This is a genomic window from Actinacidiphila alni, assembly GCF_900112845.1.
In the GTDB taxonomy this organism is placed as follows: Bacteria; Actinomycetota; Actinomycetes; order Streptomycetales; family Streptomycetaceae; genus Actinacidiphila; species Actinacidiphila alni.
Window position 1 is genome coordinate 108,348 of the sequence record NZ_FONG01000011.1, and the last position, 23,770, is coordinate 132,117.

Consider the following 23,770-nt stretch of genomic DNA (forward strand, 5'->3'; position numbering starts at 1 on the left):
GCGCCGGGCCGGGGGCGCCCGCGCCGCACCATTGACAGGGCGGGCGGGCGCCCGCATTGTGGGAGCGCTCCCATGCATGACCGCACCGCTCCCCCCACATCCCGCCTTCCGAAGGTGAGAACGCCGTGCGCCCACTCATGTCCTCCCGGCCTCCCCGGAGCCGGCCCCTACCCGGGCGCCGCCGCCTGATGGCCGCCGCCTCGACCGTCGCGCTGCTCGGCGCCCTGCTGATCGGCGGCGCGTCCGCGCGGGCGGACGACCCGCCCGCCGGCGCGGCCGACGCCGACGTGACCGTCAACACCGCCCAGGGCCTGGGCACGATCCCCGACACGGCGTACGGCCTCAACAGCGCCGTGTGGGACGCGCAGATGAACGCGCCCCAGGTGCGGGACCTGCTCAACGCCGCGAACCTCGGCATGCTGCGCTATCCCGGCGGGTCCTACGGCGACATCTACCACTGGCGGACGAATTCGGCGCCCGGCGGATACGTCGCGCCCGGCACGGACTTCGACGCCTTCATGGGCACGGTGCGCTCGATCGGCGCGCAGCCGATGCTCATCGCGAACTACGGCTCCGGCACCCCGCAGGAGGCCGCGGACTGGGTGCGCTACGCCAACATCACCCAGGGGTACGGCGCGAAGTTCTGGGAGGTGGGCAACGAGCTGTACGGCAACGGGCATTACGGCTCCGGCTGGGAGCACGACGACCACCCCGACACCTCCCCCACCGCCTACGCCGACGGGGTGCTCCAGTACGCCGCCGCGATGAAGGCCGTCGATCCGACCGTCAAGGTCGGCGCGGTGCTCACCATGCCGGGCAACTGGCCGGACGGGGTGCTCGGCGACGGCGAGGCCGCGGACTGGAACCACACGGTGATCCCGCTGATCGCGGGCAAGGCCGACTTCGTGATCGTGCACTGGTACCCGACCAGCTCCGACACCGCACACCTGCTGAACACCCCGTCCCAACTGACCGGCGAACTTGCCCAGTTGCGCGACGAGCTGGCCGCGGCGGGCGCGCCGGACACCCCGATCGCGCTGACCGAGGTCAACGGCGGCCGGGACGTGAACACCCAGCCCAACGCCCTGTTCGGCGCGGACGCCTGGTTCACGGCGTTGCAGAGCGGGGTGTTCACGGTCGACTGGTGGGACACCCACAACGGCGCCCAGCAGATCTCCACCTCCCCCGACGGCGCCACCGACTTCAACGACTGGGGCGTGCTCTCCAGCGGGGACTGCGTCGGCGCGGTGTGCGAGCCGCCGCTGAACACGCCCTTCCCGGCGTACTACGCGATCAGGATGCTCAGCCAAGTGGGCCGTCCCGGCGACACGATGGTCGGTTCGGGCAGCAGCAGCGCGACGGTCGCAGCCCACGCGGTGCGCCGCGCGAACGGCGATCTGAGCGTGCTGCTGATCAACAAGGACCCCGCCGCCGCGCACAGCGTGGATCTGCGCTTCGCCGGTTTCACGCCGGACACCGCGGCGCCGGTGACGGTGGCGACCTACCGCGACGGCGCCACCGGCATCGACACCGCCACCGCGGCGTACGGCGCGCGGCAGACCCTGCCCCCGTACTCGCTGACCACGGTGACCGTGCACCCCAAGGCCGGTACCGCGTCGGCCCTTTCGGCGCCCGGGGCGCCGAAGGTGATCGCGGCGGGGGCCACGGGCGCGACGGTGAGCTGGACCCCGTCGACCGGCGGCACGGTCACCCGCTACGAGGTCTACCGGCAGCTCGGCACGACCAGTGAGCTGCTCGCGGACAGCACGGGCGGCTCCGTCACCGTCCGCAATCTCACCCCGGGGACCACCTCCACCTGGAACGTGCTGGCCCGGGACGCCGACGGCCGGCTGTCCGCGCCCTCGGCACCCGTCACCGTACGCACCGGCACGCCCGCGGACTCCACCTGCCGGGTCGCGTACCGGACCACGGCCGGCTGGGGCAACGGCTTCAACGCCGAGGTGACGGTCACCAACACCGGTCCGACGCCGATCACCGGCTGGACGCTGGCCTTCGACTTCCCCGGGGCGGGTGAGTCCGTCACCGGTTTCTGGAACGCCACGGTCCGCGCGGACGGCCGGCATGTCGTGGCCACCCCGGTGGACTGGAACGCCACGCTGGCCGCCGACGGCGGCAATGCGGCGTCCTTCGGCTTCACCGGCGCCAATGACGGCGCGGCTCCCCCGCCGACCGTCTTCACCCTCAACGGCACGGTCTGCACGACGACATGACGGCTCCCCGGCCCACCCCTGTCATAGGGGTGGGCACGCGGGCCGCGGCGGTCAGCGTTCGTGGATTCCGGTCAGCCGGCCGCGGGCGAGGACGGCGGCGGGGACGGCGGACAGGAAGGCCCGGGGCCGCGCGGTGACGGCCAGCTCCGCGGGCGCGGACAGCGCGAAGAGCTGGAAGACGTAGCGGTGCGGGCCGTGGCCCTTGATCGGCGCGGGGCCGTGGTAGCCGCGGCCGACGGTGGAGCGCAGCGGCCGTACTCCCCCGGCGGGCTCGCGGGCGTCGAGGGCACCGGGGTCGAGGGCGCGGACGGCCGGGTCGATCAGCGCGACGCAGTGCACGGCGGGTGTGCGCAGGGGGACATCGATGTCCTCGACGACGAGCAGGAGTTGCACGGTGCCGGCCGGCGGCGGACTCCAGGTCAGCCGGGGCGAGCGGTCGGCGCCGCCGACCCGCTTGGCGCGGCTCTCCCGGGGCATGGTGTCGCCGTCGCCGAAGTCCTCGCTGGTGAGGGTGAGTTGCCGCGCGCTTTGGAGATGGGGCAGGTGCCAGGCGGCCCGGCCCTCGTCCGCGCGGCGGTTCCGCAGCAGCCGGCCGAGCGGGCTCATCGGCCCGCCCCGGTCATCGCGACGATCTCGGCGGTGGTGGCGGTCTCGCCGAGCTTGGGGAAGATCCGCTCGACGCTGTGGCGGTGCGCGTCGGCGTCCGGGTCGGTCATGGCGTCGGTGGCGAGCACGACGTGGTAACCGTGGTCGGCGGCCGAGCGGGCGGTGGACTCCACGCCGGAGCTGGTGGAGATGCCGGCGAGAAAGACCTGGGTGACGCCGAGGTCGCGCAGCAGCGTGTCGAGTCCGGTGTCGTGGAAAGCGCTGCGCCGGCGCTTGGTCACGCGGTGGTCGGTCGGCCGGACACCCAGGTCGTCGACCGGATCGGCCCAGCCGGGCGGCCGTTCGGTGTCCCGCGCCGCGGCCCGTACGGTGTCGACCCGGCCGGGCGCGCGGCCGGTGACGGTGACCAGGACGACGGGCAGGCCGCGGCGCCGGAAGGCGTCGGCCAGCTCCGCCGAGCGCGCGACGGCCGCGGTGGTGGCGGCGCCGGGCAGCGCGGAGACGATGCCCTGTTGCAGGTCGACCAGGACGAGCGCGGGTACGGGGTCGATGGTGGTCAGTGTCATGGTGCGTGCTGCTCCTGTGGAGGGTGTACGGGGCCGGGCTCGCGCGGCGCGGTGGCCCGCGGGGCACTGGCGCCGCGCAGGTAGGAGGCGATCGCGGCGAGCAGGGCGAGTGTCGCGCCGAAGGCGAAGACGACGACCAGGCCGGAGTGGAAGGGGCCGGAGATCAGGTGCGGGAAGAATTCGTGCCCGGTCAGCGTCTGCCGCTGCGCCGCCGTCAGGTGCGTCAGGGCACCGGTGGGCCGGAGCAGGTTCTCGACCGGATTGACGCCGAGCTGGGCGGCGAAGAGCGAGGAGACCGGGGGCAGATCGGCGGCCTGTGCGGCGGCGTGCGCGGGGACGCCCTGGGCCTGGAGCCCGGTGCTGAGCGAGTGCGGGAGGCGACTGGCCAGTCCGGCGATCATCAGGGAGAAGAACACGCCGATCGAGACGGCGGTGCCCGAATTCTGGAAGGTGGCGCGCATCCCGGAGGCGACACCGCGCGACCGGGTGGGCACGCTGCCCATGATCGAGGAGGAGTTGGGGGACGCGAACATCCCGCTGGCGATGCCGTTGAGCGCGATCAGCACCGCGAAGACCCAGTAGCTGAAGTCGATCGGCAGGGCCATCAGTCCGAGGAAGGTGGCGCCGAACAGCAGCGCGCCGCCGGTGGCCAGGCCGCGCGAGCCGAGCCGGTCCGACAGATAGCCGGAGACGGGTCCCGCGGCGAGGAAGCCCGCGGTGAGCGGCAGCATGAAGATGCCCGCCCACAGCGGCGTGTCCACGTAGTCGTAGCCGTGCAGCGGCAGCCAGATGCCTTGCAGCCAGATGACCAGGACGAATTGCATGCCGCCGCGGCCGATGGAGATGGCCAGGCCCGCCAGATTGCCGAAGGTGAAGGCGCGGCGCCGGAACAGGCCGAGGTCGATCATGGGCGCCGGGCTGCGCCGCTCGATGACGACGAAAGCCGCGAGCAGCGCGAGACCGCCGATGATCATCGCGTCGACCAGCGGGTTCGTCCACCCCATGGTGTGCCCGTGGTACGGCTGGAGGCCGAAGGTGACGGCGATCAGCACCGCGCTGAGCCCCACCGCGAAAGTGATGTTGCCCCACCAGTCGATCCGGCCGCCGCCGCGCTGCCCGGTCTCGCGCAGCGTGCGGTAGGCCCACACGGTGAAGAACACGCCGACCGGTACGTTCACCCAGAACACCGCGCGCCAGTCCCAGGCCGCGAGCAGTCCGCCGGCCACCAGGCCGATGAACATGCCCGCGAGGCCCGCGATCTGATTGATGCCCAGGGCGAAGCCGCGCCGCTCCTTGGGGAAGGCGTCGGTGAGGATGGCCGCGGAATTCGCCTGGAGCATGGACCCGCCGACGGCCTGCACGACGCGCCAGGCGATCAGCCACATCGCGGCGTGGCCGCCGTCGAACGGGTCGAAGGAGAGCAGGACCGAGGCGACGGTGAAGACCGCGAAGCCGCTGTTGTAGATCCGGACCCGGCCGTACATGTCGCCCAGCCGGCCGACCGTGACCACCAGCACGGCCTGGACCAGCCGGTAGCCCATGATCATCCAGAGCAGATACGCGATGTTTCCCGGCGCCAGCGGGTCCAGATGGATGCCGCGGAAGATGGCGGGCAGCGAGATCAGCACGATGGAGCCGTCGAGCGCCGACATGAAGACGGCGGCGGTGGTGTTGGTCAGCGCCGTCCAGCGGTAGCGGTCGTCGGCGCCGCGGCTGCCGCGGCCCGCTGTCTCCTGCCGCGCTATCGGTCCGCGCTTCATATGTTTCACCGGTCGGCGCCCCCCTGGTCGGTCCGGGGGTCGATGTGCTGTGCCAGCCGCTCCAGCAGGGGCGCGGCCGCCGCGAGCCGCTCCAGCTCCTCCGGTGTGAAGGCGCCGCCGGTCAGCGCCCGGGCGGCCAGTTCCACCCGTGCGTTCCGCTTGTCCTGCAATGCCTGCCGCCCGGCCGCGGTCACCGACAGCAGGACGCGCCTGCCGTCGGCGGGGTCGGGGCGGCGCTCGACGTAGCCGCGTTCGCGCAGCGTGCCGAGCGTCGCCCCCATGGCCTGGGCGGTGATCTGCACGTCCCTGGCCAGCGCCGAGGAGGTGGTGGGGCCCGAACGTTCCAGGCCGGACAGGGCCGTTCGCTCGGGCATCGTCAGTCCGCCGTCGACGGGGATCTGCCGCACCCGCCGGAGCAGGACGCCGATGCTCGCCAGCAGCGCCGAGGCGACGGCCTCGGGGGCCGGGGTTTCACTCATGTACTAAAGCTACCTTATAAAGCAGCCTTAGCAAATGTCGTCGCCGCACCCGGGCACGCGTCGGGCGGGGCCCCGTACAGTCCCGGCCGGACGGTGTCAGGGGGTGTCGGCGAGGCCGTGGCGCCAGGCCCAGGCGATGAGGGCGCCGCGGTCGTCGAGGGCGAGTTTGGCGAGGACGTGGTTGAGGTGGGTCTTGACTGTGGCCTCGCTGACCACCATCTCCTTGGCGACCTGGCGGTTGTTGAGGCCCTGGGCGACCAGACGGACGACGTCGATCTCGCGGCGGGTGAGACCCTCCGCGGCGGGCGGGACGGCCGTGGTGGGGGCCGGGGCTGCCGGGGCCGGGGACGGGTCGGCGATGACCAGCTGGACCAGGCGCTGCTGGACGGCGGGGTCGAGCACCGTACGCCCGGCGGCGACGTCGCGGACGGCGGCGAGCACCGCCTCGCCCGCGGCGTCCTTGGTGAGGTAGCCCGCCGCGCCCGCGCGCAGCGCCGGAAGGACCGCCTCGTCGTCGGCGTACGTGGTGAGGATCAGCACCCGGGTGCCCAGGTCCTCCGCGGTGATCGCGGCGGTCACCCGGGCGCCGTCCAGCTCCGGCATCCGCAGGTCGACCAGCGCGACGTCCGGCCGCAGTTCACCGGCCAGCCGGACCGCCTCCCGCCCGTCACCGGCCTGGCCGACGACCTCCATGTCGTCGGCCGACGACAGCAGCAGGACGACACCGTCGCGCACCACCGCCTGGTCGTCGGCGACCAGTACCCGAATCGTCGTCACCCGTCCGCCTCTCCGCACGCACTCGCCGGACCCGTACCTGACACGGTCCGTTCACGGCTCCATCTTCGCGCCCGCGGCGCCGGGCCCCGTGCCCGCCCCCGGACCGGGCGCGCCCCCGTCCACCGGCACCCGCAGGGTGATCCGCCAGCCGGGCCCGTCGGGAGCGGGACCTGACTTGAGGGTGCCGCCGACCGCGTCGAGCCGCTCCGCCATGCTGCGCAGCCCGCTGCCGGAGCCCTTGACCCCCGAGGGGCTGCCGCCCGACGGCAGCCCGTGGTCGCGCACCGCCACCCGCAACTCCTCTTCCTCCCAGACCAGATGGACGTCGATCGCGCTGCCGGTGGCGTAGCGCGCCGCGTTCGTCATGGCTTCCTGCACCGCCCGGTACACCGCGTGTCCCGTCTCCCGCGCGAGCCGGCCTGGCCTGCCGGTGACGCGGATACGGGCCTCGCCGGGGAAGCCGGCCACCAGCGCCGGGAGGTCGTCGACACCGCGCGGCTGTGCGGCGCGCAGCGCGCCGACCGCGGCGCGCGCCTCCTGGACGCCGTCCCTGGCCAGCTGCGCCGCCCGGTCGAGCGGACCGGTCAGCGATTCGGGGGCGCCCTCGCGCGCGGCGACCGCGCGGATCGCCTGCAACTGGACGGACAGGCCCGCGAGGCTGTGCGCCAGCACGTCGTGCATCTCCCGGGCGATCCGGTTGCGTTCCTCAGTGGCGGCCGCCTCCTGCTGTGCGGCGCGGGACGCCTCCACCTCGGCCAGCAGCGCGACCGCGCGGTCGCGCTCCACCTCCAGCGCGGCGTGCTCGATGGAACGGTCGGCGATGAACCAGGCGCCGACGCCGGCCAGCAGTCCGGCGAGATTGCCGGAGATCGCCAGGATCGTGACGCCGAAGGCGACCGAGACCACGGCGACCGCGGCATTGCCGACCGGGCCGCGCGGCACATGGGCGGGCAGGATGGCGGCGCCTGCCAGGACCGGGATCTCGCCGAGGCCGTTCGGGGCGAGCAGGGTCATGGCGATGCCGCACGCGATGGTGAGCGCCACACCGACCAGGGCCAGCCGGTCGGCCAAAATCCGGCGGGCCAGCAGCATGCCCAGCTCAGCGAGCAGGCCGAGCACACCGACGGCGACCTTGACGGCGGTGCCGTGCGCGGCGATCACCGACAGCACCACGCACACCACCATCGCGGTCACGCCGACCAGCGAGCGCCGGTCGAAGCCGCGCTTCATCAGCGGGCGGCGCGACGCGGCGGGCTCACCGGTCCGCGGCATGTCGCCGGTCTCCTGCACGGGGGCCGCCACCGGCACCTTCCCTGGGGCCATCACGGGGATCTCCTGCCTCGCCGGGCACGGCACGGACCAGCGGCCGGGTCGGCCGCTGGTCCGGGTCGGTGCCGTGGTCACCGGTCACACGTAGATGTCGGGGCGGGCCGCCTGCGCCCGGGCGGGCTGCTCGCCGCGGTGGGCGCGGGTCAGCAGCTGGCCCCGGGCGACGATCGTACCGAGCCTGACCACGACTTCCGCGAACGCCATGAGGATCAGCGCCACCACCCACGCCTGCGCGCTGGTGATGTCGTGCCTGGCGGAGAAGTGGCCGACGTGCGCGGCGCCGGAGGCGTGGCTCGTCCAGACCGCGAAGCCCAGCCGGAAGCCCATGCTGACGACCCACAGGGCCGCCGCCGTCAGGCTCGCCTTGATGTACACGTGGCCCTCGGAGTAGCGCACCCGGGTGAACAGTCCGCCGAACAGTCCGAAGGCCGCGCCCACCCCGGCCCCGAGCCCCGCGAGCAGCAGATCGTTGCCCTGCGTCGGGATCTGGTCCAGATAGTTGTTGGCCGCCCATCCGATGATCGCCAGCGGGAGGACGATCGTCCTGGCGGTGAGCCGCTCCTCGCGCATCTGCCGGAAGACGATGAGGAGGAGTGCGATGTCGATGATCCAGTCGGTGGTCGTCATGCGTTCGACTATCCGCGCGACGGCCCTCAATACCTTCAACCCACGGGTGGAACGCGGGTGGAAACCGCCTCCGGCGGGCCTCCACCCCTGGGGTCACCCATAGGGTCTCCTGCCGGTGTTTGCGCAGGCCAGAGGGGCCGGGAGCGGCGGCCGGCCGTGGGGGCCGGGTGGGGGTGGGGTTCGGCGCGTCCCGAGGGGGTGGCGGGACGGGGGTGGTACCTGTTGACCGACGGTCGGATGGGGAGTTCACTGCGCGAGCTGTTTACCTGCGGTTCCCTCACACGAAGGAGATCCGTGTCCAGACGTCTCATTCCGCTCCCCCGGCCGCGGGTCCCGCGCGGCGCACCGGTGCGGGCCGCCGCACTCGTGACCGTCCTCACGACGCTGCTGTCCCTGGTGACCGGGATCGTGCTCGCCGGACCCGCCGCCGCGGCGGCGCCGGCCGACGCGACCCCGGTGTTCGACCCGTCGGCGGCCCGCGAGGCCGCCGTCCGGCTGCTCGGGCCCGACGCGGCACGGCAGCTCGACCTGGTGGCGGTCGCCGCCGCGGCCGGCGGCCAGGACCGGTACCGGATCGAGGCGGCCGACCGCCGGGTCCGGATCAGCGGCACCACGCCCGGCACGATCCTGGCGGGCCTCGGCCGGTATCTGCGGGTGGTCGCGCACGCCGACATCTCGCTCAACGGCACGCAATTACGGCTGCCCGACCGGCTGCCGCTGCCGGCCGCCCCGATCGAGCGCTCGGCCGATGTCCCGCACCGCTTCGCGCTCGACGACACCGACGAGGGCTATGCGGGCGCCTACCTGACCTGGCCGCAGTGGCAGCGCCGGATCGACGTGCTCGCGCTGAACGGCATCAACGAGATGCTCGTCTACGAGGGCCAGGAGGCCGTCTACGAGCGGACGTTCCGGCAGTTCGGCTACACCGACGACGAGATGCGGTCGTGGATCCCGCAGCCGGGCCACCAGCCGTGGTGGCTGCTGCAGAACATGTGCTGCGAGGGCGCCCCGATGAGCCGGCAGCTGCTCGACAGCCATGTGGCGCTGGGCCGCAGGATGACCGGCTATCTGCGGCAGTTGGGCCTCACCCCGGTGCTGCCGGGCTACTACGGCACCGTCCCGCCGGACTTCGCGGCGAAGAACCCGGGCGCGCACCTGGTCCCCCAGGGCACCTGGAACGGCTTCACCCGGCCGGACTGGCTGGACCCGACGACACCCCTCTTCGACCGGGTCGCGGACGCCTTCTACCGCGAGCAGAGCGCGCTGTTCGGCGACAGCTCGATGTACAAGATGGATCTGCTGCACGAAGGCGGCCGGCCCGGTGACGTGGATGTCGGCGACGCCTCACGGGCCGTGCAGAACGCCCTGGACCGGGCGCACCCGGGTGCGATCTGGGCGATCCTCGGCTGGGAGAGCAATCCGCGCAAGGAGACGCTCCAGGCCGTGGACACCTCCCGGATGCTGGTGCTCGACGGCAATTCCGACACCACCGCGGTGACCGACCGGGACACGGACTACCTCGGCACGCCGTACGCCTTCGGCACGATCTGGAATTTCGGCGGCAACACCAATGTGGGCGCGGCCATGAGCATCTGGAACACCAAGTTCCACGCGTGGCTGGACACCCCGGGCACGGCGCTGCGCGGCATCGCGATGATGCCCGAGGCGATCGACAACAATCCGGTGGCGATCGAGTTCTTCGCCGATCTGGCGTGGGAGCCGGCCGCGGTCGACATGGACGCCTGGATGGCGGCGTACGCCACCGCCCGGTACGGGGCCGCCGATCCGCACGCGACCGCCGCCTGGCAACTGCTGGGCAGGACCGCCTACTCCTGGCCCGGGGACACCGGCACCCGGCACACCAGCAGCCTGTTCTCGATCCAGCCCGGCCTGCTGGTGACCGCGGGCGCCGTCCCGTACGACCCGAAGGACGTCGAGCGCGCCTTCGGCGAACTCCTGGACGTGGCACCGCGGTTGCGCCGCAGCACGGCGTACACCTACGACATCGTCGACCTCGGAAGGCAGGTGCTGTCCAACGACACCCGCACCCTGCTGCCGGAGATCCGCCGGGCGTACGCGGCCGGGGACCTGCCGGGCTTCGACACGCTGAGCAAGCGGTGGATGAGCGAACTGCACCTGCTGGACGACCTGCTGGCCGGTGACGGTACGTCACTGCTGGGCGTCTGGCAGCAGGAGGCCGCCGCGGAGGCGACAACTCCCGCCGAAGCCGCGCGCCTTGAGATCGACGTGCGCTCGCTGGTGAGCATCTGGTCGCAGGACCACCCGATCCAGGACTACGCGGGCCGCGAGTGGAACGGTCTGGTCGGGGACTACTACGGCAGCCGCTGGCGGATGTTCTTCGCCTCGCTGCGCACGGCGCTCACCAGCGGCGGCTCACCGCGGGTCATCGACTGGCGCGCGGTCGCCGCCGACTGGGTGCACGAGAAGGCGCGCTACCGGTCCACCCCCACCGACGACGCCTATCAGCAGGCGCGGAAGGTCGCCGCCCTCACCGCGGGCGGCCTGTCGGTGGCCGCGGACCCGAAGGGCGGGGCGCCCGGCACGACCGTACGGGTCACCGCGTCCTTCACCAACGACAGCGCGCTGCGGGCCACCGGACCCGCCGTCTTCCGGCTCACCGCGCCCGAGGGTTACGGTGTGCGCGCGGCCGGCGCCGCTCCCCCGTCGTCGGTGCCGCCGGGCGCGACGGTCACCGCCGCCTGGGACGTGGCGATACCCGGTGACGCCGTCCCGGCCGCTCTGGCGCCGCTGACGGCGACGGTCCGCTGGTCGTCCGCCGATCCCGACGGGCAGTCCGGCGAAGGCCGTTCGGATTCCGCGACGGACACCACCGACATCCTGGTCACCGGCCCGGTGGCCGACCCGTATCTGACCGCCTCCTCGGTGCCGGGCGGCGGATCGCCGGTGCTGTTCGGGCAGGACGGCGACACCTTCGGCATGGCGGGCGGCGGCGCCGACGTGGGCGCGGGCCGGGACGAGTACGGCACGGTCTACCGCCCGCGGTTGCTGACGACGGGGCAGGCGGTCGGCACGCGGGTGCTCGACCAGGAGGACAGCGGCCCGTACGCGCGCGCCGGGCTCGTCGTGCGCGCCGATCTCGCGCGGCCGGGCAGCGCCGGTTACGCGAATCTCGCCGTCACCCCGGAGCACGGCTGCGTCTTCATGTGGGACGCGGACGGCAACGGCACCCTCGAACACAATGTGTCGAGCGGCGGTTTCACCGGCCCGGTCCAGCTGCGGATCAGCCGCGACGGCGACACCTTCACCGGCTGGTGCAGCCAGGACGGCAGCGACTGGGCGCGGGTGGGGTCGGCGACGCTGCCCGGCGCGACGCCGGCCGAGGACGCGGGTCTGCTGTTCACCGCGGTGGACGCCGCCACCCACCGGCAGGGCGCCGCCCGCTTCGAGGGCCTGACCGTGGCGCCCTTCACGCCCCGCGACACCTCGGGCGACACCGTGCTGAGCGTGGGCAGGCCGACCGACGCCATGTCCTCGGAGGCCGGCAGCCCGCCGTCGGCGGCGGTCGACGGCGACCGCAGCAACAAGGCGTACTGGGCGAGCACGATGAACAACGGCGCCACCTGGTGGCAGGTGGATCTCGGTGCCGTCAGCGACCTGTCGTCGGTCAATGTCCGCAATTACGTGGACGGCAAGCGGGCCTACACCTACACGCTGACGGGCAGCACGGACGGGGTCCACTGGTTCGTGCTCGGCGGCAAGGACACCGCGGCCGCGGCCACCGACGCGGGCGACACGTATCGACTGGCGGCCTCGGCCCGCTATGTGCGGGTCCACGGCCTCGGCAACTCCGCCAACACCTCCTTCCATCTGACGGAGGTGACGGTGGGCGGCGCGACGGCCGCCTGACCCGGGGCCGCGCATACGCGGACGGTGGCGCGGGAGCGATCGCTCCCGCGCCACCGTCGGTCGAGGGGACGTCAGTTGAGGGCGAACTTCTGGGCGGCGCTGCCGTTGCAGTCGTAGATCTGGAGCCGGGTGCCGTTGGCGGAGGCGCCGCTCGGCGAGTCCAGGCACCGGCCGGACTGCGGATTGCGCAGGGTGCCGTCGGCCTGCTGCTGCCACACCTGGCCGCCGACGCCGTTGCAGTCGTACAGCTCGACGGGGGTGTTGTTGGCGGTGCCGTTGCCGTTGATGTCCAGGCAGCGGCCCAGCGTGCTCAGCGAGCCGTTGGAGTTGAGGTACCAGTGCTGGTCGACCGCCCAGGACTGGCAGTCCCACAGCTGGACGGCGGCGAGATTGCCGCCGCTGTCGTCGGCGGCGACGTCCACGCACTTGCCGCCGGGCCCGGGGATCGGGGAACCGCCGTGGACGGCGAATTTCTGCGCGGCGCTGCCGTTGCAGTCGTAGATCTGGAGCCGGGTGCCGTTGCCGGTGGCGCCGCTCGGCGAGTCCAGGCACCGGCCCGACTGCGGGTTGAACAGCGAACCGTCCGAGCGCTGCACCCACTTCTGGCCGCCGACACCGTTGCAGTCGTACAGCTCGACCGGGGTGTTGTTGGCGGTGCCGTTGCCGTTGATGTCCAGGCAACGGCCGATCGTCCGCAGGGAGTTGTCGCCGAAGTGCGACCAGTGCTGGTCCTCGGCGTACGTCTGGCAGTCCCACAGCTGGACGGCCGCGCCGTTGACGCCGGTGTCGTCGGCGGCGACGTCCACGCACTTGCCGCCGGGACCGGTGATGGTGCCCTGCGGGCCGTTGGGCACATTGGTCTGGCCGGAGTAGCCGACCGAGACGATGTTGGCCTGGACGGCGTTCTCGGCGGCGTCGGTCGGATAGCCGGAGACCATGACGCCCTCGAAGAAGGTGCCCATGTTGCGGTTGCTGTTGTCACCGCCGGTGCCCAGGATGATGCCGCCCTCCTGGTGCATCGGCCGGTAGCCGCCGCGTGTTGGCAGTCCCCCGTTCCACCAGGTCGACAGCGCCCCCGATTGGGAGTTGCCGCCCTTGATGGCGTACGTCGTCTGCCCGTCGTTCTTCAGCATGGCTGTGACGTAAGGGGTGTTGTTGCCCTTGTTGGCGGTGTTGGAGCCGTTGTCGCCCTGGAACATGCCGTTCTCCATGTCGGCCTCGACCCAGGGTCCCGAGCCGGAACACGGCGCGAAGTAGCAGGTGGTGGCGATGGAGACGGCGTCCATGTGGCCGTTGCCGGTGTCGGCGGGGGTGCTCTCGGCGTTGCCGTAGTCGAAGCAGCAGTCGGAGCCGACATGGGTGCCGCTGGCGACCATGTAGACGCCCTCCGGCTGGCCGTTGACGGCGACGCCGGGCGCCACGCCGACGTAGCGGTAGCCGACGCCGGGCGAGATCCAGATGCCGTAGACCTTGTGGCCGCCTGCCGTCACCGCGATCTCACTGGCGTCCGCGCCGCGGTCCGCGGCGCCCGCGGTGCCGGCCGGGCTGATGGCCAGGTCGCTGTGGTGCGGGCTCTGGTCGTACACCTTCGTGATGCGGCAGGTGGTGTTGGCACAGAAGGTGTCCTGCGCCTGGGCGTTGGCGTAGCCGCCGGGTGCGAGCAGGCCGATGTCGGTCCTGGCGCCGTCGGAGGCGCGGGTGACCTGGTACAGCGGGCCGTTGTACGCGCCGTACAGGGCGCGGACCGTGCTGTGCGCGGCCACGCACTGGGTGCCGGCCGCGCCGTAGATGTCGCAGGGCAGCGACGCGGCGGCCTGCGCCGGTGCCGGCAGGGCGATGAAGGCGCCGAGGACGAGGCCGAGGGTGGCCACCGCCGACAGCAGCGCCTTCCGGGCCCAGGTGACGGTGAATCTCCTTCTGCGCATGCGGTGCTCCTTGAGGTGGGGGGTGGAGCCGGGTCCTGCGGGGTGGAGCGGGCCGACGCCGTGGGGGTGCGCGTCCGGTGCTGAAGCGTCAACTCGGCCGGAAAGTACGCTTGTTGTTCGACCGCGTCAATATTTGTTGCTTTCTTTGGCGTCCGCCCCGCGAATCGCTGTCCGAATCTGTGGCTTCCGTACGGTCCGCCGGACCTCCGTACCGGCGGCCGACGAACACGGCGCCATGGCGCGGAGGTTCGGCTACCGTCATGGGTGTCGGCCCCGCCGCACCGGGGCGCGTGCGTTACGGAGGACCGATGAGGGCCGTCGTCCAGGACCGGTACGGAGACCCCGGCACGCTGTCCCTCGGCAGCGCCGCCAAGCCCGAACCCGGCCCGGACGAGGTGCTGATCCGGGTGCACGCCGCCGCCGTGAACGCCTACGACTGGCACCTGATGCGCGGCGACCCGTATCTGGCCCGGCCGGCCTTCGGGGTGCGCCGGCCGAGGACGCGGGTCCGCGGCCGGGACTTCGCCGGCCAGGTGGTCGGCACCGGCCCGGGCGTCACGCGGTACCGGCCCGGCGACCAGGTGTTCGGCGAGGCGGACGGGGCCTTCGCGGAGTACGTGTCGGCCGGCCAGGACGTGCTGGCCACGATCCCGGACGGGCTGACCTTCGAACAGGCCGCCGCCCTGCCGCTCGCGGGCAACACCGCGCTGATGGCGCTGCGCGACGCGGGCCGGGTGCGGGCCGGTCAGCACGTGCTGATCAACGGCGCGTCGGGTGGCGTCGGCACCTTCGCCGTACAGATCGGCAAGGCGTTCGGCGCGCGGGTCACCGCGGTGTGCGGCGCCCGCAACGCCGATCTGGCGCGGTCGATCGGCGCCGACCACGTCGTGGACTACGCGACCGAGGACTTCACCCGGGGCGGGGAGCGCGCCGACGTCGTCCTCGACCTCGTCGGCAATCACCGACTGGCCGCGCTGCGCCGCGCAGTGACGCCCGGCGGCACGCTCGTGCTCTCCGGCGGCGGGGCGTCCGAGGGCGGCAGCCTGTTCGGACCGATGGCGCTGCTGCTGCGGGCGCGGGCCACCGCCCGCTTCGCCCGCGGGCAGCGGCTGACGGTACTCACCGCCACGCCGAGCGGCGCGAATCTGGCCGCGCTCGCGGACCTCGCGAGCCGGGGGCGGCTCACCCCGGTCGTCGACCGGACCTACCCGCTGGCCGAAGTGCCCGACGCCATCCGGTACATGGAGACCGAGCACGCGCGCGGCAAGGTCGTCATCACGGTCCGCTAGCACCTGTCGCGGCCGACCCCGGCAGGCGACTCCGGCGGCCGACTCCGACCGAAGTCTTGTCATGGACCCGTGTGCCTCCTAACGTGTCGCCGCGAAGAAAATTGCTCGACTCTGTTCAGTTCCGTTGATTCAACGCGTCGAAAAGTCGTCAATCCGCACACGATCAGTCCCACGGCGCAGTTCCACGGGCTCCGGCCCGCCTCGCCAACACCGCGAGCAGAGGAATCTCCATGCCACGACTCGTCCGCAGGCTGCTCGCCTGCGCAACCGCCGCCACTTTGTGGGGCGGTGCCCTGGCCGGCGCGGCCGTCACCGCCGGCGCGGTGGTCACCGCCACCCCGGCCGCCGCGCTCGACAACGGCCTCGCCCTCACGCCCCCGATGGGCTTCAACGACTGGAACGCCTTCGGCTGCGACGTCAGCGAGCAGTTGATCGAGCAGACCGCCGACTACTTCGTCAGCTCCGGGCTCAAGGACGCCGGTTACACCTACGTCAACATCGACGACTGCTGGATGACGCACACCCGCGACGCGGACGGCCGGCTGGTCCCCGACCCGGTGAAGTTCCCCGACGGCATCAAGGGCACCGCCGACTACGTGCACAGCAAGGGCCTCAAGCTCGGCATCTACGAGGACGCGGGCACGGCGACCTGCGCCGGCTACCCGGGCAGCCTCGGCCACGAGACCACCGACGCGCAGACCTTCGCGGACTGGGGCATCGACTACCTCAAGTACGACAACTGCAACAACAACAGCGACGGCACCCGCGAGGACTACGTCAGGCGCTACACCGCGATGCGCGACGCGCTGGCCGCCACCGGCCGGCCGATCGTGTACTCGCTGTGCGAGTGGGGCGTCAACGAACCCTGGGAGTGGGCCGGTGACGTCGGCAACTCGTGGCGCACCACGGGCGACATCAACGACAGCTGGAACAGCATGCTGTCCATCGCCAAGGCCAACATGCCGCTCGCCTCGGCGGCCGGACCCGGCCGCTGGAACGACCCGGACATGCTGGAGGTCGGCAACGGCGGCATGACCGACACCGAGTACCGCACCCACTTCTCGCTGTGGTCGATGATGAACTCGCCGCTGCTGATCGGCACCGATCTGCGCAAGGCGACGCCCGAGACGCTGGCGATCCTCGGCAACAAGGACGTCATCGCGCTCGACCAGGACAAGCTCGGCGCCCAGGCCACCGTGCTCTCCTCCGACGGCGACGCGTACGTCCTCACCAAGAAGCTCGCGAACGGCGAGCGCGCGGTCGCGCTGTTCAACGCGGGCGACCAGGCGCGGCGGATCGCCACCACCGCGCGGGCCGCGGGGCTGCCCAAGCGCGGCAGCTACTCGGTGCGCGATCTGTGGTCGCACACCGACTACGAGAGCGCGGGCGGCCTGTCCGCGACCGTGCCCGCGCACGGCACCGTCCTGCTGCGGGTCGGCACCAACCCGGCGGCGGTGCTCAAGGCACCGCTGTTCGACACCGGTGTGACAGGACCCGACCACATCGAGCCGGGCCACAGCGCGAGCATCAGCACGTACGCCACCGACCTCGGCACCCTGCCGGCCGCCGAGGTCAAGGTGAAGCTGACCGCGCCCGACGGCTGGAGCCTGCGCGCCAAGGGCGGCACCGGCACGCTGCTGCTGCCGGGCGGCAGGACCTTCAGCACCCCGTGGACGGTCGGTGTGCCGGCCGACGCGCAGCCCGGCTCGTACCCGGTGTCGGGGACGGTCAGCTACCGTTCGCTGACCAGCGGAAAGAAGCTGACGGTGCCGCTGATCGGCAGTGTCACCGTCAAGGTGCCGCCGCCGTCCGGGACCAGCTATCTCAGTGATCTGCCGTGGACGTCGTCCACCAACGGGTGGGGGCCGGTCGAGCGGGACCGCAGCAATGGTGAGACCGGTGCGAGCGACGGCAATCCGATCACGCTCGGCGGCACCGTCCACACCAAGGGTCTCGGTGTCCACGCGCCGAGCAGCATCAGCTACTACCTCGGCGGGAAGTGCTCCACGGTGACCGCGACGGTCGGCGTGGACGACGAGAAGAACGGCAAGGGCAGCGTGGAGTTCACCGTCACCACGGACGGCACCACCGTCGCGGACAGCGGTGTGGTCACCAACCCGATGGGCGGCAAGCCGATCACGGCCGACGTGACGGGCGCGCAGAATGTGACGCTCGCCGTGAGCGACGGCGGCGACGGCAACGACAGCGACCACGCGGACTGGGCGGACGCGAAGCTCACCTGCTCGTGAGCCGTCGGCCGACCGTGCCGCGGCACGGTCGCTGACCCGGGGCCGGACAGGCCCCTGGGCACGGCCGCGCGGTCCGGGACCCCGATCGCGCGGCCGGGCCCGCGCATGCCGACGGCGGCGGTGCGTTCCTCTCCCACGCGCCGCCGCCGTCGGTGTCCCGGGGCCTGCTTCGTTCAGGACGTACGCAGCCGTGCCCTGGCCAGTGCCAGGGCGCCCGCGACCGGCGGCACGTCCAGCAGACGCAGCGTCAACCGCGGCTGCGTGGCGGCGAGTCGGGCGCGGAAGGCGTCGGCGAGCCGCGACTGTCGTACGACGACGCTGCCCGCCGCGACCACGGTGTCCCCGACCGCTCCCCGCCCGACCAGCCGGCCGACCAGCATCTCCAACTCCCGTGCGGCGCCTTCGATCACGCCGGCGGCGAGCGCGGAACCCGCGTCGGCTGCGCGGAAGACGGCGGGCGCGGCCGGGCCCCAATTGCCCGGCGTGGGCTCGTCGTTGACGATACGGGCCAGGGTCTGCGGGTCCGGTGCGGCGAAGTGGCCCAGCAGCGCCGCGAGCAGCCCGTCGTCGGCGGACCCGGCGTCGTAGGCCGCGAGCGCGGCCCGTACGGCGTCCCGGACGATCGCGGGCGCGCCGCCCTCGTCGCCCAGCACCCAGCCCCAGCCGCCCGCGAAGAGCACGTCGCCCCCGGCGTCGGCGGCGACCGCGATCGAACCGGTGCCCGCGACGACGCCGATACCGGTGTCGAGGCCGGCCGCGGGCACCAGCAGCGCCGCGTCGTTGACCACCACGGCGGGCACCCCGGACTTCTCGACGGCCGCGGCCAGTTCGGCGCAGTGGTGCTGGGTGTCGCAGCCCTGCGCGCCGATCCCGACCGCCGCGATCTCGGCGCCCTCCGGCACCACCCGGGCCAGCCGTTCCAGCAGCCACCCCGCCGCGGTGTCGACCGGGGACGCCTCCCAGCCGTCGGCGGCGAGCAGATGATCGGTGTACTCCGGGTCCTGATCACCGGCCTGCCCCGTGCCCGGCTCGACACCCGGCCGCGCGCCCAGCGGCGCCACCCGCACGGCGAGCTTGGTGCCGCCGACGTCGGCGCCGACCACGACCCTCATACGCCCGGCCGTTCGGCGGCGACCTTGATGTCGGAGTTGTGGAACACGAATTCCTCCACCTCCACTCCCCTGACCTCGGCGACCGCCGCCACGAGGATCTGCGTGACCAGGATCTCGATGATCGCACGCTGCGCCGCGGGCAGCCGGGGCACCGTCACCGGGTGCAGCAGCGGTCCGGCCGCGACCGGTTCGCTGGTCACCAGGATCACCCGGTGGCCTGCGCCGGCCAGGGTCTCGGCGACGTCCAGTTCGCGGGTGTCGCCGAAGATGACGTGCACGCCGCCGCCGGCCGACTCCATCGAGCCGTGCAGATACTGCCGGGTGCTCATCCCGGTCGACGGGATGCGCGCCACCTCGCGGAAGAGCAGGGCGCTCGCCTCGGCCGAGCCGACCGCGGGCCCGGTGCCGACGAAGTCGGCGTGCGTCGCACCCTCGAACAGCGGCGCCAACGCCCGTACGCGCGGGGTCAGTTCGCTCTCGACCGCGGCGAAGACGGCGGCCAGCCGGGGCCAGCCCTCGTCGATCCGGCCGCCGTCCCAGGCGTCGGCGAGGATGCCGAGCGCGGCGACGGTCGCGGTGTAGCCGATGGTGGAGGCGTAGCTGTCGGGGATGCTGCCGAGACCGAGCACCCCACCGGTGGCTACGGTCGCGATCGGCGACGGCACCACATTGACCACGGCGAAGCGCCGCGCCGGGTCGACGGAGTCCAGGACGGCGAGCGTCTCGGCGCTGCGCCCGCTCTGCGACACCCCGAAGACGGGGTGGGCGGCGGCCGGGAAGGGCAGCGGGTGGTCGCCCGCGCCGAGCCGCCAGGAGTGGATGCCGCGTCCGCGCAGCGCCCAGACCGGCGCGCAGGCGGCGGCCAGGCTGGCGCCGATGCCGACGAAGACCGGTCCTGGACCGGACAGCGTGCCCTCGGCGGCCGACGCGGTGACCGCCCCGGTCAGCCGGGTGATCGCCGCGCCGAGCGCCTGCGCCTGGGTGGCGCGGGCCGCCTCGTAGGCGATGTAGCCGTCGGTCATGTCTGCTCCGATCCTTGGAACGTCCGGGTGGTCGGATCCCAGTGCGGCGGGATCGGTGGCACGGGCGGTGCGGTGCTCTCGACCGGTACGGGCACGCCGCCGCCGGCGGACTCCTCGATCGCGAGCATGACGTCGAGGACGTGCAGGGCCAGTTCGCCGCTCGCGCGCGGCCGCTGCCCGGCCCGGATCGCCCGGGCCATCTCCAGTACGCCGACCCCGCGGCTCGCGTGCGCGCCCGCTGCGGGCACGGTGCGCCAGGGGGTGTCGGGGGCGGGCGCCGCGCCGGACAGCACCCGGCTCGCGCCGTCGAAGCCGCTGACCGGGACGTCGAGCACCCCGTCGGCGCCGGTGACTTCGAACAGCTGGCGGCGGGCCGGCGAGTCGAAGCTGTAGACGGAGGTGCCGACCACCCCGGAGGCGAAGGTGCTGACCACGCTGACGTGGGTGAAGACCTCGACCGGGAAGCGGCTGCCCGCGTCCGGTCCGGAGCCGACGGTGCGGTGGGTGCGCGGGCTCTGCCCGGTGGCGGTCACCGACACGATCGGGCCGAGCAGTTGGACGAGCGTGGTGAGGTAGTAGGGGCCGATGTCGAACAGCGGTCCCGCGCCCTTGGCGAACAGGAACTGCGGCCTGGGGTGCCAGGCGTCCGGGCCCGGTCCCTGCATCAGCGTCAGTACGGTCCGCGGGGTGCCGACCGCGCCGTCCGCGAGCAGCCGGGCGGCGGTCTGGATGCCGGGGCCGAGGATGGTGTCGGGGGCGTTCCCTACGGTGACCCCGGCGGTGCGGGCCGCGTCCAGGACGGCCCTGGCGGTGCTCCGGTCGGGGGTGAGCGGCTTCTCGCCCCATACGTGCTTGCCCGCGGCGATCGCGGCGAGCGCGACGTCGGCGTGCGCGGCCGGGACGGTCAGATTGACCACCAGGTCGACGTCGTCGCGGCGCAGCACCTCCTGTGTCGTGCCGGACACCGGGACGCCGTACGCGTCGGCCTGCGCGCGGGCCCGCGCGGTGTCCAGGTCGGCGACGGCGGTGACGGTGAGGTCCGGGTAGGAGGTCAGCGAGCGCAGATATTCGTCGGAGATGTTGCCCGCCCCGACGACGGCCACCCGGGTCGGTCCCTGTGCGGCGGTCACGCGCTCACCAGCTCGCGGAAGTAGGCGGCGTTGCGTTCCACCAGCGGCCATACGTCGCTGTGGTGGGCGACGACCTCGACCACCGGCAGTTCGAGCGCGGGTCCGGCGAGCGCGACGACCTCGGCCATCCGGTCGGTGGCGTCGACGCCGAGCACCGGCCGGTCGTTGCCCGGCTCCCGGTCGCGCACCACGTGCAGCAGCCGGACCCGGTCGCCGAGCCGCGGCAGCAGCTCGAACACATCGGCGCCGCCGACCCCGGCCCAGTAGACGTCCAGTTCCAGGACGACGGCGGGGTCGAGGAGTTCGGCCAGCAGTTCGTAGGCGGGGACGCCGTCCACGGCTTGCGCGAATTCGAAGTCGTGGTTGTGGTAGCCGATCCGGATGCCGCGTTCCGCCGCTTGCCGCGCGGCCGTGTTGAGCGTGTCGGCCAGGTGTTGGACGCCCGCGCGGTCGGCGATGCTGTCCGGTGCGACCCAGGGGGTGATGACGGTGCCGACGCCCACTTCCTGCGCGGCGTCCAGGAGTTCGGCCGTCTCGTGGCGGAGGACCGAGGCGTGCGCGGTCGCCGCGTGCAGGCTGCTGTCGCGCAGCGCGGCGGCCAGCGCGCGCGGGTCGCTGACGATGTCGTACGGCTCGGCGTGCGTGAAGCCCAGCGCCGCGAGGCGGGCGAGCGTGCCGCCGAGCCGGTCGGGCCCGATGTCGTCACGCACGCTGTAGAGCTGGATGCCCAGGGGGTGCTGTGCCGTCATGCGCCGGCCTTTCCGTGGTCGTGGTGGTCGTGGTGATCGGGGCCGCCGCAGTGGTGGTCGTGGTGAGGGTCCGGGGTCCCGGCCGGGTGGCAGTGGTCGCCGCCCGACGGCGGGATGTCGAGCGTCGGATTGCGGCCGAAGAAGCCGTACGGCTTGAGGACGAAGCCGGCCGAGTCGACCGGCATGACCGGCCAGTCCTCGGGGCGCGGGAAGTGGGTGAGACCGAAGGTGTGCCAGAGCACGATGTCGGTGTTGTCCACGTCCCGGTCGGCGGCGGTCCAGGCGGGCAGGCCCGCGCCGCCGGTGTGCATGTTCACCAGGTCGCCCGCCGGGTAGTTCTCGTCCGGCGCGTAGGGCGTCACCCACAGGTGCTTGGTGGCGTACGTGGCCCGCCGGTGGATGTCGGACTCCTCGTCGGCCAGCAGGACGGGGCGGCCCTCGGGGTGCAGCATCCAGCCGACGGGGGCGCCGAGCCGGTTGGTCACCGAGGGGTTGGTGATCAGCCAGGAGCGGTTGCGGGTGTTGTCGGCCAGGCGCTGCGCGCCGGATTCGGTGCGCAGCCGGGTGACGGTCTGGGTGAAGCCGGTGCCGGTGGGGTTGGCGGGCCCGCGCGGTACGAGGGCGGCCTCGACCTCGTCCACCGCGTTGTCGGTGCCGTCGACCATCATGTCCAGGCGGGCGCCGAACAGATGCTGGTGGTAGGGGGCGCCCAGGCCCGGGGCGAGTTCGGAGGCGTAGGCGTAACCGGGTCCGGGGTGGGCGGAGGTGAAGACGACGCCGGTCGCCTTGACCTCCAGTTCTATCGCGCCGTCGAGCGAGAAGTACCAGTAGAAGCCGTAGTCGTAATTGCCGACGGTGACGAAGAAGGACACCACCAGGCGGCGGTTGCGGCGCGAGTCGGAGGAGCCGGTCCAGTTGTCGTAGTGCTTCCAGAGGATGCCGGTGTCCTCCTCGTGGATGCAGATCGCCTGCGGGATGACGCGGACCTCGCCCGCGCTGTCGGCGAGGACGGCGTCCAGGTAGGTGATGTCGCCGACGCAGTCGCAGCCCAGTTCCAGGGAGTTGGCGAAGCCGCCGAGCAGATATTCGCCGCAGTCGAAGAAGTTCTGGAACCAGCGCTGCGGGCTGGGGTCGCCGTAGGGCACCATCATCTCCGCGACGGAGGCGCGGTAGAGCACCGGACGCGGTACGCCCGCGTCGTCGATGGTGATGTTGTGCAGGACGAGGCCCTCGCGCTGGTCGAACCCGATCTGCAGGGTCCAGCCGAGCCAGTGCAGGACGCCGTCGTCGTCGACGGTGAAGCTCGGGCCCTCGGGCTGTGTGATCTCGATCGGCCTGAGTCCGGCGCGCGGCGGCTCGCCGCCCCAGGCGGGGTCGTGGAAATTGCCGTCCTCCTGCGGCACCGGCAGGTCCACGAGGTCCAGTACGTCGAGGACTTCCCGGGTGACGACATCCACGATCACCGTGACGCCGTCCACCGGGTGGGCCCAGCCGAGGTCGTCGGGGGTCTTCTGGACGAAGGTGAAGCAGCGCTGGAGGCGCCGGCCGCTCTCGCCGTCGCCGGGCACGCCGGCCGACAGCGGGTTGACCCGCAGTTGGGTGAGGTCGGTCAGGCCGCGCTTGCGCATGGCGGCGAGCCAGCGCTCGTCGCGGTGCACGATCTCCTCCACCAGCGGGAATTCGGCGAGCACGACGGGGACATGGCCGTCGGTGGCCACGTCGATCTCCCGGGCGTCGACCACCCGGTCCTGCTCGGGGCAGACCACGGCGTCGTGGGAGACGCCCGAGCGCATGTCGATCAGCAGGGCGCGGAAGCGGCGGGGGGCGACGTCGCCGGCCAGCAGTTCGCGCTTGTCCTGCTCGGCCAGGCCGAAGTACGAGATGTGGGTGTCGGGGCCGAGCAGTCCCTCGCGGCGCAGCAGGGCGGTGGCCGCGGTGATCTCGGCGGGCCGCGGCGAGGCGAGGGCGGCGGCCAGGACGGCGGGGTCCGGGGCGGCCGGGGTGGTCGGGGTCACGAGGGCTCCGCATCTG

General features: G+C 72.9%; 17 protein-coding genes. 4 read left to right on the forward strand and 13 right to left on the reverse strand.

Translation table 11 applies throughout. The features are described from left to right. Positions 1-188: 188 nt before the first annotated feature. Positions 189-2,231, forward strand: coding sequence for a cellulose binding domain-containing protein (locus BM076_RS19660; protein ID WP_245796155.1), 2,043 nt, complete (start codon positions 189-191; stop codon positions 2,229-2,231). A 51-nt stretch (positions 2,232-2,282) separates the two neighbouring features. Here the strand turns inward: BM076_RS19660 and BM076_RS19665 are convergent, their stop codons facing one another. From BM076_RS19665 to BM076_RS19695, 7 genes are all read right to left on the reverse strand, one after another. Beyond that, a complete protein-coding gene (locus BM076_RS19665) occupies positions 2,283-2,837 on the reverse strand; it encodes a YbhB/YbcL family Raf kinase inhibitor-like protein (protein WP_093714931.1) in 555 nt (184 codons plus the stop codon). Beyond that, positions 2,834-3,403 (reverse strand): isochorismatase family protein, encoded by a 570-nt coding sequence (locus BM076_RS19670; protein WP_093714932.1) that lies wholly within the window; start codon positions 3,401-3,403, stop codon positions 2,834-2,836. The genes BM076_RS19665 and BM076_RS19670 overlap by 4 nt, the downstream gene beginning before the upstream one ends. Next, positions 3,400-5,163 (reverse strand): MFS transporter, encoded by a 1,764-nt coding sequence (locus BM076_RS19675; protein WP_093714933.1) that lies wholly within the window; start codon positions 5,161-5,163, stop codon positions 3,400-3,402. Before BM076_RS19675 ends, BM076_RS19670 begins: the two co-directional genes overlap by 4 nt. A gap of 5 nt (positions 5,164-5,168) precedes the next feature. Further along, a complete protein-coding gene (locus BM076_RS19680; protein WP_093714934.1) occupies positions 5,169-5,642 on the reverse strand; it encodes a MarR family winged helix-turn-helix transcriptional regulator in 474 nt (157 codons plus the stop codon). Between the two features lie 96 nt (positions 5,643-5,738). Continuing rightward, entirely contained in the window at positions 5,739-6,419 is a 681-nt protein-coding gene (locus tag BM076_RS19685) for a response regulator (RefSeq protein WP_093714935.1), read from the reverse strand. Positions 6,420-6,470: 51 nt separating this feature from the next. Further along, on the reverse strand, positions 6,471-7,742 hold the full coding sequence (locus BM076_RS19690; protein ID WP_143120598.1) for a sensor histidine kinase: 1,272 nt from the start codon (positions 7,740-7,742) through the stop codon (positions 6,471-6,473). A gap of 84 nt (positions 7,743-7,826) precedes the next feature. Beyond that, the gene (locus BM076_RS19695; protein ID WP_093714937.1) at positions 7,827-8,375 is read right to left on the reverse strand and encodes a DUF1453 family protein; all 549 of its coding nucleotides are present in this window, start codon (positions 8,373-8,375) and stop codon (positions 7,827-7,829) included. A gap of 294 nt (positions 8,376-8,669) precedes the next feature. Between BM076_RS19695 and BM076_RS19700 the strand changes: the two genes are divergently transcribed. Continuing rightward, positions 8,670-12,263 carry an alpha-N-acetylglucosaminidase TIM-barrel domain-containing protein gene (locus BM076_RS19700; protein WP_177246517.1) on the forward strand — a complete coding sequence of 1,198 codons (3,594 nt, stop codon included), beginning with the start codon at positions 8,670-8,672 and terminating at the stop codon, positions 12,261-12,263. Positions 12,264-12,334: 71 nt separating this feature from the next. On the opposite strand, the gene BM076_RS19705 is transcribed toward BM076_RS19700, so the two are convergent. Beyond that, positions 12,335-14,188: an arabinofuranosidase catalytic domain-containing protein gene (locus BM076_RS19705; RefSeq protein WP_093714939.1), complete on the reverse strand. Its 1,854-nt coding sequence runs from the start codon at positions 14,186-14,188 to the stop codon at positions 12,335-12,337. 308 nt (positions 14,189-14,496) lie between these two features. Here BM076_RS19705 and BM076_RS19710 point away from each other — a divergent pair, with 308 nt between their 5' ends. Both BM076_RS19710 and BM076_RS19715 read left to right on the forward strand, forming a co-directional pair. Then, positions 14,497-15,477, forward strand: a complete 981-nt coding sequence (locus BM076_RS19710; protein WP_093714940.1) for an NAD(P)-dependent alcohol dehydrogenase — start codon at positions 14,497-14,499, stop codon at positions 15,475-15,477. 230 nt (positions 15,478-15,707) lie between these two features. Beyond that, complete coding sequence (locus BM076_RS19715) at positions 15,708-17,726, forward strand: NPCBM/NEW2 domain-containing protein (RefSeq protein ID WP_093714941.1); 2,019 nt, start codon at positions 15,708-15,710, stop codon at positions 17,724-17,726. Between the two features lie 173 nt (positions 17,727-17,899). Here the strand turns inward: BM076_RS19715 and BM076_RS19720 are convergent, their stop codons facing one another. The 5 genes from BM076_RS19720 to BM076_RS19740 are packed head-to-tail and all read right to left on the reverse strand — an operon-like array spanning position 17,900 to position 23,754. Further along, complete coding sequence (locus BM076_RS19720; RefSeq protein WP_093714942.1) at positions 17,900-18,838, reverse strand: N-acetylglucosamine kinase; 939 nt, start codon at positions 18,836-18,838, stop codon at positions 17,900-17,902. Beyond that, on the reverse strand, positions 18,835-19,860 hold the full coding sequence (locus BM076_RS19725; protein WP_093714943.1) for an SIS domain-containing protein: 1,026 nt from the start codon (positions 19,858-19,860) through the stop codon (positions 18,835-18,837). Before BM076_RS19725 ends, BM076_RS19720 begins: the two co-directional genes overlap by 4 nt. Continuing rightward, the gene (locus BM076_RS19730) at positions 19,857-20,990 is read right to left on the reverse strand and encodes a Gfo/Idh/MocA family protein (protein ID WP_245796156.1); all 1,134 of its coding nucleotides are present in this window, start codon (positions 20,988-20,990) and stop codon (positions 19,857-19,859) included. Before BM076_RS19730 ends, BM076_RS19725 begins: the two co-directional genes overlap by 4 nt. Continuing rightward, positions 20,987-21,739: a sugar phosphate isomerase/epimerase family protein gene (locus BM076_RS19735; protein ID WP_093714945.1), complete on the reverse strand. Its 753-nt coding sequence runs from the start codon at positions 21,737-21,739 to the stop codon at positions 20,987-20,989. Before BM076_RS19735 ends, BM076_RS19730 begins: the two co-directional genes overlap by 4 nt. After that, positions 21,736-23,754, reverse strand: coding sequence for a primary-amine oxidase (locus BM076_RS19740; protein WP_093714946.1), 2,019 nt, complete (start codon positions 23,752-23,754; stop codon positions 21,736-21,738). Before BM076_RS19740 ends, BM076_RS19735 begins: the two co-directional genes overlap by 4 nt. Positions 23,755-23,770: the final 16 nt, after the last annotated feature.